A 17,860-nucleotide genomic window follows, 5' to 3' on the forward strand; every position below is an offset into this window, starting at 1 on the left:
GGGTCGCCCGCAGGCGCTGGTTCAGTTGGCCGGGTCCGCCCGGTCCCAGGGCGCCACGGGCTGGGTGAAGGCGAGGAGATCTTCGATCAGCGCCTGCACCAGCGGCAGGCTCATTTTGACATTGGGAACCAGGGCTTTGAGCCAGAGAGATTTGACTGGAAAGTCCGGCAGCAGTTGCACCAGCCGGCCAGCGCGCACGGCCTCGCGCGAGACGAACTCGCTCAGCATGACGATCCCCGCGCCCCTTAGAGCGGCATCGCGCAGGACGATGGCGGTGTTGACCGCAAAGCGCGAACTGACATCGACCGCCAGATCGCCTGACTCGCTTTCGAAGACCCAGGTCCCCCCGATCGACTGCGAGTTGAGGCAATCATGCTCGACCAGCTCGCGCGGATGTTTGGGGTGCCCCCGCCGGGCCAGATAAGAAGGCGCGGCGCAGATCACCATCGGATGCTCGCACAAAGGCACATCCATCACCCCGGCATAAGAGGCGGCCATGGCGCCGATCGCCAGATCGAAGCCCTCCTCGATGGGGTTTACGGAGCGATCGACCAGCATGAGATCGATGCTGACGCCGACATGGCTCTGCACGAAATCCGCGAAGAAGCGGCCGAAATAGCTGCTGGCCACCGTGGTCGGGCATTTGATCCGCAGATGCCCGTCCAGCGCCTGGCGGGATCGACGCGCGCCCGCGACGACATCGTCGGTCTGGCGCACCAGCGCGCGGATGCGCGGCAATTGGCGCTCGCCAAAGGCCGTCAGCTCGGCCTTGCGCGGCGTCCTGACGAACAGCACCGCGCCCAGTTCATCCTCCAGCCTCCCGATCCGCTTGGACATGACCGACGGGGCGATATTGAGCTTGCGCGCGGCAGCAGCGAGGCTGCCGCATTCAACCACGGCCAGAAAGGCGCGCATGTTAAGCAGCGTATCCATCAGGGCGCGCTCACGAACGGCCGCCCGCGCGTCATCATTTGAAAGTCACTCGCGCCACCGCAATCCCCTTCTCGCCGGAGACGGCATAATAGAGATAGATGCGGCCATCGTCGTTGAGAACGCCGGGATCGCGCAAGGCATGCTCCGCGCCCGTCGCCATGCCCCCGCGCGAGGAGACCAAAGGCAGATTGGCGCCTTCATAGGCCTTTTCCGGGCGCATCACTTCCGTCGGCGTCGAAGCCGTCCACTCCGACCAATCCGGCCGCAAATCGACGCTGGCATGGAGGATGCGTTCGGGCGAGTCCCCTACATTGGTGTAGAAGACATGCAGCGTGTCGCCGATGCGCGTCACGCCGGCATGACGCATCTCATCGAGAATGCGCGGGCCGGCTTCGAACGGCGGCAGGAGCGATGCCGACCGGAAGAACTGGCCACTGCGCAGCCAGACCGGATAGGCGCTCGCCTTGTCGGCCATGCCCAGGCCGTAGCTGCTGCCCTTGTAACTGAACACGCGAATATAGGGCGCCCCGAACGCGCCGGACGCAGCGGTAAAGCTCAGACCATCTGGCGACGTCGCAGCGAAGCTGCGCTGGGCATAGGGCCGGCCGCCATAGTCGCCACCAGGCATCTCGGTGGCGCCATGATAATAGAGCACGATCCGCTTATTCTCTTCATCCACGACAGCATCGGGAGACGAGATGTGGTGCAGCGCCGAGGTCTGCTCCAGCCGCAATGTGCCATCCTTATAGACGGTCCAGGGGCCTTCGGGCCGATCGGCATAAGCCAGGCGGATGTAGCCGCCGCGATGATGGCCGAAATACATATAATATTTGCCGAGCGGATTCTTGATCCAGCTCGGCACCCGGATCACCGACGGGCCGTTGATGTTGTTGCCCAGATCGCCTTCCAGCCCCGGCATGTCCGGATAGATGACGGGGCCTGAGCCGATGCGCTCGGCCACCACGGCCGAGACCTTGACGCTCTCGGTCGAGCGCGATGTCGGCGCCTGAGCCGTCGCGGGAGAGGCACCGGCGAGGATCGGAGAGATCAGGAGGCTGGCCAGCAACCCGGCATATGTTCGCTTCGTCCTGTTACCGCTGCGCATCTCTCTGATCCTCTCCATCGTTTCTATGGGCGCGTCAGGCCTGCCGGCTGGCCGCCTGCGCTGTCTGGCTCATCTCACCGGGCTGGTCATGCAGGAACACGCCCTGCCTGCGCAACTCTGCCTGCAGGCTGGCCACATCCAGCGCGCGCGGCTGGACGCCGGCGTTCACGCTGAGCGCGGCTGCGGCGCCAGCGGCCTGTCCGGTCAGCCAGCATTGCGGGATCTCGCGCATGAAGCCATGCGAGTTGGCATCGCAGCTGATGTGCTTGCCGCCTGCCAGCAAGCCATCGAGCTTGCGCGGCACCAGCGCGCCATAGGGCACCGAGATCACCGGATATTTGAGGCTGACCGATGGGCTGACGCCGACCTCGTCAGGCAGCGCAATGCCGTCGGCCCACTGGCTGCGCAGGATCTTGCCCATGCCGGCCAGACGCCTTGTGTGGCGCACGCCAAGCTGCGAGCCGCTCTGCAGCATATAGCATTGCTCGAAGCCCGGCGCATGCTCGAGGAAGAACTCGCAATGCGTCTGCATGAAGCGGTGCGAGCGGATCTCCAGTTCGGTCTGGTCATCCACGTCCAGCGCTGACAGGCCGGACTGGCGCGGGCCGAGGAACAGCGCGATGTCGTTGCGCCAGGAGACATAAGGCGGCTGGAAGAAGCCGAGGCGCTCACGGCCGAGCTTGGCGAATTCGGCATATTGCTCGGGCTCATTGGCGCGGAAGGCCAGCCAGCGGTCCATGTCCACACCGCCCAGCATGAAGCCGGTGTTGGCGCTGTGATGGACGTCGCCTTCCTCGATGTCGGTGTCGAACTCGGCCCCGGCGCGCGCGAAGATGTCGCCATCGCCAGTGGTGTCGACCACCACCTTGGCGCGCAGCGCCTGACGTCCGGCCTTGGATTCGAACACCACGCCCTCGACCTTGCCGTCGGCGACCATCGGCACCGCCGCCCAGCTGTGGAACACCAGCCGCACGCCGGCCGCCAGCAGCATCTCCTGGCTGATCAGCTTCAACCGCTCAGGATCGAGCGTGGGCGACCAGCAGACCGTGCCGTGGAACGCCGCAGTGCGCTGGCCCCAGTAGCTCGCCTTCTTGGGATCGCGCGAGCCCCAGTCGGCGCGCGGCGGCCCGGCGAGGCCCGCGGCGGGCAGGCGCCCGAGCACATCATTGGCAAAGCCCTGGATGACCTGGCGGCCGGTCCAGTCGGTCATCCGGTCGATCCAGATGACGAGGCCGCCGGTGGAAAGGCCGCCCAGATGATTGTAGCGCTCCATCAGCACCACATCGGCCCCGGCCTGCGCTGCCGCCCAGGCCGCCGCCGTGCCCGAAGGCCCGCCGCCGACCACCAGCACGTCGCAGCTGTGATACACCGGAATCTCGCGCGCGGGCTCGACCCAGGTCCCCGTGCCATTGGCCCGCGGCAGCACCCGGCCACCCGTCTCGAACACGTCAGAGGCCAGAAAACGATCCTCCGACTGGCGAACTTCCTGAACTTTAGGTCTGTCCATAATCGGCGAACCATATCCTTTCTGGGGAGGGATGGCGCTGCGGGCGCCATCCCATGAGTGTTGGTGAAGCGCGGGTGCCCTTACATCTTGAACCGCAGACCGACCCGGAATGCGCGGCCGACCTGATCGAACAAGGGCGATGCCTGGTCCGGGAAGGGCGGCGCGACATTGAAGATGTTGTTCAGGCGAATGAACATCTCCCGGCTCCGGTCGGCGTCCCGCGAGACATCGACCGTGAACGTCGCGTTGGTGTAGAAGGTGTTCTTCGTATCGTTGAAGTTGATGCTGTTCAGCGTGCCGGTCCCGACAACGAAATCATTGTCGATCTTGCCGCCCTGCAGCCAGCGCAGGTCCAGCGTGCTCGTCAGGCGGCCCAGTTCATGCGTAACCAGGCCGGACACGCGCCAGTGCGGCGTCACATATTCGCCCGCCCGTTCTTCCGTGCTGGCGGTGGACACGGCCGTGGTGGCCAATGTGTCCAGATATGTCCCCAGCAGGCGAATGGAGAGCGAGCCGGCGCCCTGACCGAAGATGTTCTCCAGCGAGGAGCGATACGCGGCTTCGAAATCGACGCCCTTGGTCTTCAGGCGATCCAGATTCTCGAAGCGGACCGTCACACCGGTGATGTCGCCGGCCGGGGCACCGCCAGAAGTCGTGACAAGGCCGCAGAAGTCGGAAATGCCGTCGACATAGCAGCGCTCAAGCACCTCGTTCGCGGAGATCGTCCCGATCACGCCCTTGATATCGATATCGTAATAATCGACCGAGAGACGCAGGCCGTCCAGCCAACGGGGCTGATAGACGATGCCCGCCGTGAGCGTATCGGCCTTTTCGGGATCGAGATTGGGGTTGCCCAGAGATGCGACCTCGACGGTGTAGTTGGTCGACCGGCGCGGATCGCGAATGTTCTGGCGCGCCACCGTCGTCGGCGCGAACAGCTCGGCAAAATTGCCCGCCCGGATATCGCGGGACCGCGTGGCGCGAAGCCGCAGTTCGCTCGACAATTCCCATGTGCCGCCGACCTTCCAGGTCGTGACGCCACCCGATGTGCTATAATCCGTGTAGCGCGCGGCAAGGTTGAGATCGAACGAGCGAATGAACGGCAGATCCTTCAACAGCGGGATCGCCAGTTCGCCGAACACTTCCTTCACATTGTAGCTGCCGGAGATCGGCTGGCGCGCGCCGCTCTGCCACTGGCCGGCCTGCGAAATGGCGTCCACCGTCGCATCGATCGACTCTTCGCGATACTCCGCGCCGAACGCGGCGTTGATCGGGCCGGCCCAGCCCTCGAACAGCGCGCCATTGGCGCTGAACGCTGCGACTTGCTGCTTAGTGACGAGGTCGAAGCGCGACGTGCCGGTGATGTAGGCAATGGCTTCCTGCGAGGGCGATCCAAAGCCGAACAGATTGAGCGGCGCGCATGCCGGGTCGTCATTGAGCGGATTGGCATCGGCATTCACGCGGCAGACGATGTTGCTGCCGGAGCGCACGGCGTCGATCGCCTTGCGATAATTGATCATGTTGATCTGGCCGACATACTCCTGAACGAAGTGGTTGCGGCCATATTGGTAATACGCATCGAACGACCAGTTCCCGAGCGTCCCTTCCACGCCGACGACGCCGCGATAGACCGACGGCGAACCGACATGTCCGCGCACGGCGCCCAGGCCCTGCTCGCGCAGGGAGCGGCCGAAGTTGAAGCAGGTCACGCCGGCGGCAAGCGCACGCGTGCGGAAGTCGTCGCTCAGATAGGGGTTGGTGATCGGCACCAGCACATTGCCGGTCTGCCCGCCGGGAATGGTGGTCGCCGAACAAGTGGGGTTGCCGGTGACGGAGCCCTGCTGACGCGGCTCGGCGAAATAGCCATTGGTGATCGACCGCGCGAAGCTGCCTTCCGCGAACAGAGTGAGGTTGTCGACCACCTCATAGGAGACGCGGGCCATCGCCGAATAGCGCTCGACCGGCTGCTGGAGGTTGCCGCCCGGATTGATGATCTCGGTGTAGTTGCTCGTGCCGCCGATCATCCGGTTGCCGAACACTTCGCCATAGCCGAACTGGCCGGTCTGCTGCCCCGGGAGGAAGGTCGTGCCACGCAGCGGACCGCTGGTGATCAGGCCGCCTTCCCACAGGTCGGTGCGGCGCACGTCGTCCGCGTAGATGGTCGCAGGCAGGCCATTTTGCGCATAAGCCGAGTTGCCGGCGACGCCACGGCTCACCCAGGGACGCGGGCGATAGGGCGTCTGGCCGATCCCCTCATTCTTGGAATATTCGCCGCCGATCAGAATATGGCCGCGCCCGCCGCCAAAGCTGGTTCCGGCCGCCAGCCCTGCCAGCACGTTCTGGGCATCGCCATATTGCGAAATGCCGCTCTGAACCGTGCCCTCGACGCCTTGGAGTTTGGACTTGAGAATGAGGTTGATCACGCCAGACACGGCGTCCGACCCCCAGGACGCCGAGGCGCCGCCGGTGACGACTTCCGTGCGTTCAATGAGAATGGCCGGGATGACGCCGAGATCGACGGTGCCCTCCGGCGCGGTCGCGACATGGCGGCGGCCATCCACCAGCACGAGCGTGCGCTGCGCGCCGACATTGCGCAGATCGGCAACCACCGTCGCGGATGACAAGGCCCGCGCAACGCCGTTGCCGGTCGTCGAGAAGGCCGGGATGAGGCGGAGCGCGTCATCGACGCGCGTCGGCGCCACGGACTGAATTTGCGCGGTGCTGATGACCGAGGTCGGCGTCGGCGCCGTGAAGCCGCTCGCCTGAATGCGTGAGCCGGTGACGACGATGTCCTGATCGGCCGCTGCGCCGGCAGAAGAGGCCGCACCGGCGACTTCCGGCTGCGCGCTCGTAACTTGAGCCGTCGCCGGCTCGGCGGCATCGTCGCTCACCTGCGCCAAGGCGCCGCTGAGGGGGCACAGCATTGCCGCAATGCAAACGCCCAAATGGAACCGCGAACGGGCTGCGCTGATAGCTTTCATCTGATCCTCTCCCTGCTCAAGCTCTTATTGCGCATCGCCAGACCGAAGACCCGAACCAGCAGAGCTGGGTTCGACACGATTCCCGTCCGGGCTGAGCGCGATAGGATCTGCGGTACGCGCGAGAGGGCCAGTTCAGAAGGCTATGTAGCTTTGGCGGTGCATTCTCGATTCGAGAATGGTCAGAGGCGCTTCGACCTCCCGGGGCGGTCACCGCGAGCAAAAACATCTTCGTGAAGCGAGCGGCCCGCCGTCTCCGGCATGAAGTGCAGGGCAAGCAGCCCGACCAGACAGGCCAGCATCATATAGAAGGCCGGCATCAGCTCGTTCCCGGTCAGCGTGATCAGGCCGCTGCCGATGGCCGGCGCCGTGCCACCGAAGATGGAGGTGGACACATTATAGGCGATGGCGAAGCCGGCGAAGCGCGCGGCGGTCGGGAAAAGCGCGGGGAATGTCGCCGAAATCGTCGCCAGCTGGGGCACATAGAGGAGGCCGAGGAGCACGAATGCAATCGTGGCGCCGAGGAAGCCTGTGCCCATGAGCAGATAAAGCGGCACAACACAGACCAGCAGGCCGATGAGCGAGAAGCGCCACATTGGTTTGCGCCCGATCCGGTCCGAGAGCGAACCGGCAAAGGGCAGGAACAGCATCATGAACAGCATGCCGACAATCGGGACGATCAGCGCATGTTGCGCCGTGAGGCCGATGCGCCGCTCGAGATAGGTCGGCATGTAGCTGAGCAGCGTATAGTTGACGACATTGAGCGCTACGACCAGTCCGCCCACGACCAGCATCGGGCGCCAGTGGCTGTGCATGAGCTGGCGGAGCGAAACCGAAGGCCGCGCTTCGCTCTCATGGGCGCGGAAGACCGGCGTGTCCTCCATGCGCGAGCGCAAATACATGCCGACAAGTCCCATCGGCCCCGCCACCAGGAATGGAATGCGCCAGCCCCATTCATACATTTGCGCCTCCCCGAGCAGCATCGAGAAGCTGAGCATGAGGATCGCGCCGAAGGAGAAGCCGGCCAGCGTGCCGAATTCGAGAAAGCTGCCGTAAAAGCCGCGCCTTTTGTCCGGCGCATATTCGGCCATGAAAGTCGCCGCGCCGCCATATTCGCCGCCCGTCGAGAAGCCCTGCACCATCCGCAGCAGGATGAGCAGCGCGGGCGCCCAGAGGCCGATGCTGGCATAGGACGGGATAAGCCCGACCGCGAGCGTGGCGCCCGACATCAGCAGAATGGTGAATGCGAGCACCGACTTGCGCCCCAGCCGGTCGCCCAGCGGTCCCCAGAACAGCCCGCCGAGCGGACGCACCAGAAAGGAGATGGCGAAGGTCGCGAGCGCGAACAGCACCGCATCATCCAGATCGCCCGGGAAGAGCGCAGCCGAGATATAGGTCACCCCATAGGCGTAGATGCCGTAATCGAACCATTCGGTGGCGTTGCCCAATGCCGAGGCCGCGATCGCGCGGCGCAGCGTGGCAGTCTCGACCGGCTGGTCGGGGGAGGCTGATAGCGAGGGAGCGGTCATTCGGTGTGTCCGTCGACAGTGTTGGGGTCCAGCAGCGAGGCCATGGGGGTGGTGCGCGGGACGATCTGGAAATCCTGCTGGTCGGGCGCCGGCACAGGCGGCGTCGATGCCTGCCGCCAGAGGCCGAAAGCGAGCGTCAGGCCCGCGCACAGCGCGATGAAGAAGAACAGGCCGCCCACGGGCGCCGCGCTCATCAGCAGCGCCGCACCCAGCGGACCGGCGGCAGCGCCGGCCGAGTAGAGCAGCACTAGCCGCCCGCTCGCCGCGACGCGCTCGGCCGCCAGCAACCGGTCGTTGCAGTGCGCGACGCAGAGCGGATACAGCGCAAAGCTCAGCCCACCGAATAAGGCGCCGAGCACCAGCAGGTCCAGCCCGCGCGATGCCAGCGTGGCGAGCATCAGGCTGACGACCAGCGTCGCGGTGAAGCAGCCGACGATGACGCGCCTCCGGTCCAGCCGGTCGGACAGGCGGCCCAGCGGCCATTGCAGGGCCACGCCGCCGAGGATCACGATCATCATGAACGTAGCCGTCGCGCTCAGGTCCAGCCCCAGCCGCCGTACATGGACTGCTGCCATGCCGTAAAAGGCGCCGAGCATCAGGCCGGTCGCCACCGCACCGACCGTGCCCAGCGGCGAGGCGGCGTAGAGTCCTCGTATCGTGAAGGCCTCTGCATCGACCGGCGCCGGCGCGCTGCTGCGGGTGAGGCAGAGCGGAATGATCGCCAGCGAAATGAGAATGGACGCGAGCAGAAACGGCGCGGCCGGCAGCGTGCCACTGGCGCCGAGCAGCAATTGCCCAACTGCCTGCCCGAGATAGAGCGCGACCATATAGGCAGCGAGGATGCTGCCGCGCGTCTCCATCTCCGCCCGGTCGTTGAGCCAGCTTTCGAGGCAGATGAAGACCCCGGCCACGCACAGGCCGTCGATCAGGCGCAGGCCTGCCCAGAACGGCGCGGACTGGATGAGGGCATAAGAAAGCGTGCTCGCCGAAAGCAGCGAGACGAACACCGCAAAGGCGCGGATATGCCCCACCCGCCGGACGATCTCGCCGGCCCGCAGCGCGCCGACGACCAACCCGGCGAAATAGGCCGTGGCGACCACGCCGATCACGATCGTGCCCGCCCCGGCTCGCTCCAGCCGCAGGCTGATCAGCGTCGACAAAAAGCCACTGCCCGCCATCAGCATGAAGATGGCGAGCAGGAGGCTGCGGACGGGCTGGATCGCGGCGAGCATCAGGGGTGGAGCAGCGCGCGGATCACGCCGCGCGCCGGTCCTCCGTCATGGCCGCGTCATCTTCCACCAAGGCGCGGTGGAGAGCGCCGACGGCGGTCTCATAATCCTCGACAGCGACGATGAACTGCACGTCGACATTGCGGATCTGGTGTTGCATCGCGATGATCGGCACGCCTTCATCCGCGAGCGCGCGCAAGGCATCGGCCAGCAGCCCCGCCCGCGAGATGTCGCTGCCAATCACCGAGACGATCGCCACCGGCTGGGCGGAGATCGCGGCATCGGGGTAGCGTCCCTGCAGATCCGCGATCACGCGCTTCACCGTCGGGGCGTCCGTCGAGAGATAATGGGTGATGGTGTTGGCATTAGAGGCCTTGCTGACGATCCACGCGCCATGGCGAGTCAACGCCTCGAGGATCGCGGCGTCATAGCCCTTCACCCCGACCATATCCTGCTCGAAGAACTGCAGGGCCTGCGCCTGGCGCACGCCGGTCACGATTTCAACGCGCGGCGTATCGGAGACATATTTGCCGCAGATGAGCGTGCCGCCATCCTCCCGGTCGAAGGTATTGCGCACGCGCAGCGGGATCTCCGTCTGACGCAAGCCCCGCCCGGCGCCGGGGTGAATGGCCTCCATGCCCAGATTGGCGAGCTGATCGGCCACGTCATAATTGGTGCGGCCGATCTTGCGGGCCTTGTCCGTCCCGACGAGGCGCGGGTCGGCGCTCGAAAGGTGGAATTCCTTATGGATGACCGCTTCGCGTGCGCCGGTCAGCACCGCGATGCGCGAGAAGGTCATTTCCGAATAGCCACGGGCATAGAGCCGCACCATGCCCTCGCTGCATCCGGCATAGCCGGTCACGATCGGCAGCGTGTTGCTGAGATCGATGGACGCGAAGGCCTGCAGGATGCGCTCATCCAGTTCGCGCATGTCCTGCTGGTCCCACAAGGTGAGATCGACGAACGCGGCGTTGACGCCCCGGTCGCGCAGCAGCAGCGCCGTCGAATGCGCGCTGTGCGCCTCGCCGAGGCCAGCGAGCAGCTCGCGCACCGTCACCAGCTGCTCCTTGAGGCAGAAGCGGCCGTGACTGCGCAGCCGCGCCAGATCATCGAGGCAGGCGGCGACGGTGGCGATCCGCATCTCGACAAAGGCGTCCGCTTCGGCGAGGCTTTCTTCGCGCACGAACATCCCGGCGTTTCGCGTCTTCATCGCGTCGCGCACCGCATCCATGGCGTGGCGCCAGCCATCGGCATCGTCATCCGCGACGAAGCGGGCATAGACCCCCGGCTCGCCGCTCTTCTTGTGCTCCAGCAGCAGGTCGGTCATGCCGGCATAGGCCGAGACGACGAAGATGCGGTTGTAGAGATCGGCGCCCTTGCGGCCGGCGATCAGCACATTGTCGAACAAAGTCGTTGTGGCGGCCATGGATGTGCCGCCGATCTTTTCCACACTATGGCTCATGCCAGCGCCTCCTCCATCAACGGTCCCTTCACAGGCGTAATCGCCTGCGACTCGCCTCGCGCGGCAATGAAGGCCGGGCGCGGCGTCTCGACACCGAACGGCGCGACCAGTCGGTTGCAGACGGCATTGTAGACCAGAAAGGCATTGGCGCGCGGAAAGGGCGTGATGTTGCCATTCGACCCATGCATGATGTTGCAGTCGAAAATCACCACTGATCCGGGCTTGCCGGTCGGCGCGACGATGCCGAACGTGTCGGCCAGCTCGGCGAGATTGTCCTCGTCCGGCACGCCATATTCCTGCTTCTTGAGAGACTGGCGATAATGATCCTGCGGCGTTTCACCGACGCAGGTGAGGAACTGGCGATGCGATCCGGGGATCAGCATCAGCGGGCCATTATGCGGCGTGTTTTCGGCCAGCAGCACGGACATGGACAGGGCGCGCATGCGCGGCATCCCGTCTTCCACATGCCACGTCTCGAAATCGCTGTGCCAGTAGAATTCCTTGCCGCGAAAACCGGGCTTATAGTTGAGCCGGGACTGGTGGATGTACACCTCGTCGCCCAGCAGGAAGCGGGCGACCTCGGCCAGGCGCGCATCGGCGGCCAGCCGCCCGAGCACCGGACTTTGCGCGTGGATGCGGAAGATGGAGCGGATCTCGCGGCTGCCCGGCTCGCTGATCACAGTTTCGTCTTCCAGCGCATCGGGATCGGCCAGCAGCTTGCCGGCGTGGCGCTGGAGGAACGCGACTTCCTCGCCGGAAAACAGGTCTTCCAGCACCAGATAGCCGTCGCGGTCGAAGCGCTCGGCCTGTGCGCGGCTGATGGGTGCGTCCTCGCTCCAGTCGCTGTGAACGACGGGGTCGCGGCGCGGCGAAAAGGCCGCCACGCTATCGTGGCGGGATGGGTAGAGGTCTTGCATGCTTCTCCCCCTTCTAATGGTTGAAAGATGGTTCAGTCGGCGAGCGCGGGCTCGCGCGGGGCACTGGTGTCGGCGGGATAGGCACCATGTTCGTCATGGACTTCCTTGCCGGTCACCGGCGGATTGAAGGTGCAGGCGCACAATATGTCCGTCTCCGGGCGCACGATGTGCCGGTCATGGTCGTTGAGGGCGTACATGACGCCGGGCGAGAGCTTGTGCGTCACGCCGGTGCCCAGATCCTCGATGGTGCCGGTGCCCTTGAGGACCAGCACCGCCTCCAGATGGTTCTGGTAGTGCATGTGCAGTTCCTCACCCGCCTCCATGGTGGTGACGTGGAAGGAAAAGCCCATATCGTCGTCCTTGAGCAGGAGGCGTGCGCTCTCCCAGCCCTTGGACTTCACGTTGCGGTCCGTCTTGCGGATGTCCTGCAGCTTGCGAACGATCATATTGCGTATCTCCTCTTACTCTGCGGCGACGCCATAAGGGACGCTGAGCGCGGACCGGATGCTCTCCTCGAGAATGTCGAGGCCGGCCGACAGCACGTCGTCCTCGATCACGAGAGGCGCGAGCACCTTCACGATCTCGTCATGCGCACCGCTGGTTTCGATGATGAGCCCCTGCGCAAAGCAGGCGGCGGTGATGGTTTCGGCGACCTCGCCCGAGCCGACATCGATGCCGCGCATCATGCCGCGACCGCGGGTGGAGAGGCCATGTTCGGCGGCCATCGCCTCCAGCCGCCGCTCCAGCAGCGCGCCGCGACGGGCGATGTTCTGCTGGAATGTGTCGTCGCTCCAGAAATGGCGAAGCGCGGCGGTGGCGGTCACGAAGGCATGGTTGTTGCCCCGGAAGGTGCCATTATGCTCGCCCGGCGACCATTGATCGAGCGCGGGGCTGAACAAAGTGAGCGCAAAGGGCAGGCCCATGCCGGAGAGCGACTTCGCCATCGTCACGATGTCCGGCGTGAAGCCCATGCCCTCGAAGCTGAAGAAGTTGCCGGTGCGGCCGCAGCCCGCCTGAATATCGTCGATAATCAGCAGCGCGCCATGGCGCTTGGCAATCGCCGCGATCTTGCGGAGCCATTCCGCCGACGCGACATTGAGCCCGCCTTCGCCCTGCACCGTTTCCACCAGAATGGCGGCAGGCGCATCGAGACCGCTTGAGGGATCAGACAGGCGGCGTTCCAGCAGCTCGGCCGTGTCGACGTCCGGCCCATGATAGCCATCATAGGGCTCATGCGCCACATGACTTAGCGGCACGCCGGCGCCACCGCGCTTGGCGGCATTGCCGGTGCAGGCCAGCGCGCCCAGCGTCATGCCATGGAAGCCGTTGGTGAACGCGATCACCATCTCGCGACCGGTGATCTTGCGGGCGAGCTTGATTGCGGCCTCGACGGCATTGGTGCCGGTGGGCCCGGTGAACATCGCGCAATAATCCAGCCCGCGCGGGCGCAGAATAACCTCCTCCAGCGCGGCGAGAAAATCCGCCTTCGCATCGGTGTGAAGGTCGAGGCCATGGGTAATGCCGTCGCTGGCGACATAATCGACCAGAGCGCTTTTGAGGACCGGATGGTTGTGGCCGTAGTTGAGCGTCGAGCAGCCCGACAGGAAGTCGAGATAGCGGCCGCCCTGATTGTCGTGCATCCAGACGCCCTGCGCCCGGTTGAACTGGCGCGGCATGGAGCGCGCATAGCTGCGCACCCCGGATTCGCGCCGCTCGTAAATGGCGGTGTCGGGTTTGCGAGCCGTGGGGTGGGGCAAGATGTTGGCGGTCATGCTGTCAGCGTTCCTTCTTCTGTTGCGGCTGCCAGATGAGGCAGCGGGCCGAGGCGCGCCTGCCACTCGGTGGTGTGCGCTCCGGCAAAATGTGGCTCGCGCTCAAAGCGCGCGGTCTTCTCGATGAGGACGTTCCACCGCCGCGCCAGTCCTTCGAACAGCGCCCAGGATGCACGGTTGTCCTGCGTGATCGTGGTCGTGATGTGGGTCACCCCATGCTGCTGCGGGCGCGCCAGCAAGGCCTCGATCATCCGGCCTGCGAGGCCGTGGCCCCGCATGGCGGCGGCGATGGCCACCTGCCAGACGAACAACGTCTCGGGCGATTGCGGCACGCGATAGCCAGACACCCAGCCCACCAGGGCGCCATCGCATTCCGCGACGGCACAGCTGTCGGCGAAATCGGTGCATTGCAGGAGGTTGCAATAGGCGGAGTTCGCATCCAGCGGCGGTGACGCGGCAATCAGGGCACTGACGGCAGGCCCGTCCGTGGCGGCGGGCTTTCGAAGCGAAATAGATCGCCCCTCGCGATCTAAAAAGTGCGCAGAAGCCCTTGGCGGCTCAAGAGCCGCTGTAGCTTGTCGATCAAAGATTGTTTATCTCCCGAATTATCTTTTCTGAGACGCGACGCTGTGCAGAGCGTCGTTCGGCGCCATATATGGCACCGATCTCGCTCACTTCAACCGGAAGAGGCAAATTTTAGTTCATCTGATAAAGTATATGCCCGCCCACTCCCGTCATTGCGGCGAATTGGCGTGGGGCGCGCCTTGCGCTATCGACGCGGCATGAGCCTCGATATTGCTTCATCCACTTTACGCGCCTTGCGGCGGATTCTCCGCGCCACGGAGATCGGCAGCCGCCAGCTCGCCACGGCCACCGGCCTCACGCCCTCGCAACTGCTGGTGCTGCGGGAAATCGCCGCCGCCCCCTCCGCCACGCCAAGCGCGATTGCCCAATCGCTGCAGTTCAGCCAGGCCACCATCACGGCGATCGTCGACCGCCTTGTCGCCTTGGGCTTTGTTCAGCGCGAGCGCAGCGAACGCGACAAGCGGCAGTTCCATCTGCATGTTCTGGCGGCGGGAGAAACGGCTCTCGCAGAAGCGCCCGATCCCCTTCAGGCGACCTTTACCGAGCGCTTTTCAGCTCTGCCCGTCTGGGAACAGGCGATGGTCCTCGCCGCGACCGAGCGCCTCGCCATGTTGATGGACGCCGAACATATCGACGCGGCCCCCTTGCTCGACAGCGGCCCGATCGACCGGGCGCGGCCGCATTCGTCCTGACCCCTGAGCGCTGATCCCGGCGCTTACAGAGCCTGCCGGACTTCCGCCATGGCGCGGGCGATGGCCGCCTTCAGCTCACCCTGCGAGAAAGGTTTGCCCAGCTTGAGGACGTTGAGGCCGCTATCCGTCGGCACCTCGCCATAGCCCGTGGCGAGGATGATCGGCAGGCGAATGTCATCCGCCATCAGCTGCATGGCAAGCTGCACGCCAGTCATGTTCGGCATGGCCTGATCGGTGACGAGCAGGTCGATGCCCGGATTGTCCCGCAAGATCTTGAGAGCATCGGCCGCACAATCGGCTTCCCACACCTGATGGCCGAGATCTTCCAGAAACGCCGCCGTGTTCATCAGGATGAGCGGATCATCATCCACGGCGAGAATTTTGAGCGGGCGAACCTTGCCGTCCGCAGACAGCGCCGGCTCCGCCTCCCGTGCCGGCCGGTTGGCGTCGTCGCTGGAGACGGGGAACCACAGCGCCGCCGTCGTCCCGACCCCGGGCGCGCTCGTCAGGGTAAAGGTGCCTCCGAGCTGGCGCACAAGGCCATGGATCATCGACAGGCCAAGACCCGTCCCCTTGCCGACGCCCTTGGTGGTGAAGAAGGGCTCGGTCGCCCGCGCCAGCGTCTCGGCATCCATCCCCGTGCCCTGGTCTATGACCAGAATGCGCACATAGCTGCCCGGCGCCAGTTCGGCCGATTCGCCCGGCGCAATCCGCTTGGTATCCGTCTCGATCCGGATCGCGCCGCCATCGGGTGAGGCATCGCGCGCATTCACCAGCAGGTTGAGCAGCGCCATCTCGATCTGGTTGGGATCGGCCACGATGAACGGGCCGTCCGCAACGCCATGAAATTCGAGCGGCCAGAGCGGCCCCAGCGTCCGTTGCGCCAATTCCTTCAACCCATCGAGCAGCGAGGAGACGTTGACCGGTTCGGGCGAGAGGTCCTGCCGCCGCGCAAAGGCCAGCATGCGCTGGGTCAGTGCGGCGCCACGCTCGGCGCCCTGCTGGGCATTGTCGAGGAGCCGCTTCGACATGGGGTCATCGGGGATCCGCTTGCCGAGCAGCGAGAGGCTGCTCGTGATGGCCATCAGCAAGTTGTTGAAATCATGCGCGACGCCGCCGGTCAGCTGGCCGATGGCTTCCATCTTCTGGCTCTGCCGCAGCGCATCTCTCGCCGCTTCGAGCTCCGCATTGCGGGCCTTGGTTTCGCTCAGGTCACGGCCGACCGCGACGAAGTTCACGCCATCGGGCTCCGGCGCGACGGTCCACTCGATATGCTTCCAGCCGCCATCGCGCGTCGCAATGCGGTTCTCGAACCGCGTCGGCTCCCCGGTTTGGGCCATGCGCTCGATGGCCTCCAGCGTCGGTGGCATGTCTTCGGGATGCATGAATGTCGCGTAACCGCGAGTGAGCAGCTCCGCTTCCGTCCAGCCCAGCACCTGCGTCCAGGCCGGGCTCACGGCCGACATCATGCCCGTGAAATCGGCGCGGGCCAGCATATCCTGCGACAAGGTCCACAGGCGGTCCCGCTCCGAGCGCGCGCGCTCCACGGCGACCTTGACGCGTTCACCCACCTCCTGAACGAGCGTTTCCTCCTCCGCCGTCCAGACGCGCGGCGTGGCATTCTGGACCGCGAGCAAGCCCACCCACTGTTTTTCCTCGAACAGCACCACGTCCACGAAGGCGCCGACCTCGCGCGCGCCAAGGCCGGCCTTTGCCTCGGCGCTCAGGCGCGCGTCGGCCTGCACATCGCGCACCACCACGGGCGTGCCGACGCGATAGGCGTTCAGCAGATCCGGGCCGAAGGCTTCGAGCGAATGTTCGCCGACGATCGATCCGACACCGCGATGATGATCGCGCTCGACGGTCATGCGGCCGTCGGTGATTTCCGCGTAGAACACCCGGCTGGCCGAGAGATACGCCCCAAGGCGTTCCGCTGTCAGGGCAATGACGTCGGCCGGCGTGGTCAAAGGGCGCAACGCGTCGGACAGCGACATCAGGAACGCTGTCTTGCGCTCGGCGGCGACGCGTTCGGTCGTTTCGGCGAGAATGCAGATAACGCCTGCCGGTTGCCCCTGCTCATCGAGCACCGGCGAATAATCGAGGTCCATCCACACCTGCTCGGGCCGGCCATGGCGGTGCAACGTCAATTCCTGATCACGATAATGGAGCGTCTTGCCGGCCAGCCCGACCTTCATGACATTGTCGTTGAAGTCGGCAACCTCGCCCCATCCTTCGCGCACATTGGAGCCCAGAAGCTCGGGGTGGCGCCCGCCCGCGAAGCCGGAATAGGCGTCATTATAAAGCATGACGCCTTCCTCGCCCCACAACATCACGATCGGCACCTGCGAGCGAAGCAGCAGCGAAACGGCGCATTTGAGACAGGGCGCCCAGTCTTCGATCGGGCCGAGCGGCGTGGCGCTCCAGTCCCTGTCCCTGATCAACGCAGCGCACTCGCCCCCGCCAGCCAGGAAGGCCAGATCGGCAGAGGCCAGATGCTGAGCGCGCGCAGGCATATTCTGGAGCATTCGTATCGAGATCCTATCGAGGGCCGCCTGCGAGATTTTGCGATCTTCGCCGATACGCCAAGGTCTGACGGTCTATCGCACCACCTACGGTCGCGAAATGCCATTTTGTACAGAGTCTGCTCGGCGCGTTCACCCAAAGACTAGCCTGTGCCCGCTCTGAAACAGGGAACAGGCTACAAACAGCAGAAATCTCGGGGCGTCTTGGAATGCAGAGGCGCCAAAAATGGCGGGCGCTGCGGCGTCATCCGACTCAGATGAGCCTGGACGGGAAGAAGTCTTAAGGGCGTACGCCCCACCCAGACTCAGTCCGCGTCGATCATGAACAGCGTATTTTCGCGATATTTCGGGTCCATGCGGTCGAACAGCGGATGGACATCGAAGGTGGTCTCAAGAACGTCCAGCTCGCTCAGGCCCGCCAGATTGTAGCTGCCGACCTTGGGTTCGCGCGGCTCGGCGCCGTCGCGGGTGATGGTGATGGCATCGATGAAGTAGCTGTCGTTGCGCTTGTAGAGCACATGCGGCGCGAGCACGAGCGCCAGCTTGTTGTAGCGGGCGGAAAGACAGCGACGCAGCGCGATCGCTTCAAAGATGCGACTATTGTCCATGGCCGGGCCATTGGCCGGTTT

At 65.0% G+C, this 17,860-nt stretch carries 14 protein-coding genes; 1 reads left to right on the forward strand and 13 read right to left on the reverse strand.

Annotated features, from left to right (window positions below; all coding sequences use genetic code 11):
* Positions 1 to 21 precede the first annotated feature (21 nt).
* The 11 genes from M2331_RS13905 to ectA all read right to left on the reverse strand — a co-directional run bounded on the left by M2331_RS13905 (position 22) and on the right by ectA (position 13,944).
* Positions 22 to 933, reverse strand: a complete 912-nt coding sequence (locus M2331_RS13905) for a LysR family transcriptional regulator (protein ID WP_181560824.1) — start codon at positions 931 to 933, stop codon at positions 22 to 24.
* Between the two features lie 34 nt (positions 934 to 967).
* Positions 968 to 2,038 (reverse strand): hypothetical protein, encoded by a 1,071-nt coding sequence (locus tag M2331_RS13910; RefSeq protein ID WP_181560825.1) that lies wholly within the window; start codon positions 2,036 to 2,038, stop codon positions 968 to 970.
* A 34-nt stretch (positions 2,039 to 2,072) separates the two neighbouring features.
* Complete coding sequence (locus M2331_RS13915) at positions 2,073 to 3,545, reverse strand: FAD-dependent oxidoreductase (RefSeq protein ID WP_181560826.1); 1,473 nt, start codon at positions 3,543 to 3,545, stop codon at positions 2,073 to 2,075.
* 80 nt (positions 3,546 to 3,625) lie between these two features.
* The gene (locus M2331_RS13920) at positions 3,626 to 6,526 is read right to left on the reverse strand and encodes a TonB-dependent receptor plug domain-containing protein (RefSeq protein ID WP_181560827.1); all 2,901 of its coding nucleotides are present in this window, start codon (positions 6,524 to 6,526) and stop codon (positions 3,626 to 3,628) included.
* 179 nt (positions 6,527 to 6,705) lie between these two features.
* Complete coding sequence (locus tag M2331_RS13925) at positions 6,706 to 8,052, reverse strand: MFS transporter (protein WP_181560828.1); 1,347 nt, start codon at positions 8,050 to 8,052, stop codon at positions 6,706 to 6,708.
* Entirely contained in the window at positions 8,049 to 9,284 is a 1,236-nt protein-coding gene (locus M2331_RS13930; protein WP_181560829.1) for an MFS transporter, read from the reverse strand. The genes M2331_RS13925 and M2331_RS13930 overlap by 4 nt, the downstream gene beginning before the upstream one ends.
* 22 nt (positions 9,285 to 9,306) lie before the next feature.
* Positions 9,307 to 10,743, reverse strand: a complete 1,437-nt coding sequence (locus M2331_RS13935; protein ID WP_181560830.1) for an aspartate kinase — start codon at positions 10,741 to 10,743, stop codon at positions 9,307 to 9,309.
* On the reverse strand, positions 10,740 to 11,660 hold the full coding sequence (gene thpD, locus M2331_RS13940) for an ectoine hydroxylase (RefSeq protein WP_181560831.1): 921 nt from the start codon (positions 11,658 to 11,660) through the stop codon (positions 10,740 to 10,742). Before thpD ends, M2331_RS13935 begins: the two co-directional genes overlap by 4 nt.
* 32 nt (positions 11,661 to 11,692) lie before the next feature.
* Positions 11,693 to 12,106, reverse strand: coding sequence for an ectoine synthase (locus M2331_RS13945; RefSeq protein WP_181560832.1), 414 nt, complete (start codon positions 12,104 to 12,106; stop codon positions 11,693 to 11,695).
* A 15-nt stretch (positions 12,107 to 12,121) separates the two neighbouring features.
* On the reverse strand, positions 12,122 to 13,432 hold the full coding sequence (ectB, locus tag M2331_RS13950) for a diaminobutyrate--2-oxoglutarate transaminase (protein WP_181560833.1): 1,311 nt from the start codon (positions 13,430 to 13,432) through the stop codon (positions 12,122 to 12,124).
* On the reverse strand, positions 13,429 to 13,944 hold the full coding sequence (gene ectA / locus M2331_RS13955; protein ID WP_181561544.1) for a diaminobutyrate acetyltransferase: 516 nt from the start codon (positions 13,942 to 13,944) through the stop codon (positions 13,429 to 13,431). The genes ectB and ectA overlap by 4 nt, the downstream gene beginning before the upstream one ends.
* A gap of 270 nt (positions 13,945 to 14,214) precedes the next feature.
* On the opposite strand from ectA, the gene M2331_RS13960 reads away from it, so the two are divergent.
* Entirely contained in the window at positions 14,215 to 14,709 is a 495-nt protein-coding gene (locus M2331_RS13960; protein WP_181560834.1) for a MarR family winged helix-turn-helix transcriptional regulator, read from the forward strand.
* Positions 14,710 to 14,732: 23 nt separating this feature from the next.
* On the opposite strand, the gene M2331_RS13965 is transcribed toward M2331_RS13960, so the two are convergent.
* Together M2331_RS13965 and M2331_RS13970 are read right to left on the reverse strand one after the other, a co-directional pair.
* A complete protein-coding gene (locus M2331_RS13965) occupies positions 14,733 to 17,222 on the reverse strand; it encodes a PAS domain S-box protein (RefSeq protein ID WP_181560835.1) in 2,490 nt (829 codons plus the stop codon).
* Positions 17,223 to 17,536: 314 nt separating this feature from the next.
* Positions 17,537 to 17,839, reverse strand: coding sequence for a hypothetical protein (locus tag M2331_RS13970; RefSeq protein ID WP_181560836.1), 303 nt, complete (start codon positions 17,837 to 17,839; stop codon positions 17,537 to 17,539).
* Between the last annotated feature and the right edge of the window lie 21 nt (positions 17,840 to 17,860).

It is taken from the genome of Sphingobium sp. B10D7B (assembly GCF_025961955.1).
Classification (GTDB): domain Bacteria; phylum Pseudomonadota; class Alphaproteobacteria; order Sphingomonadales; family Sphingomonadaceae; genus Sphingobium.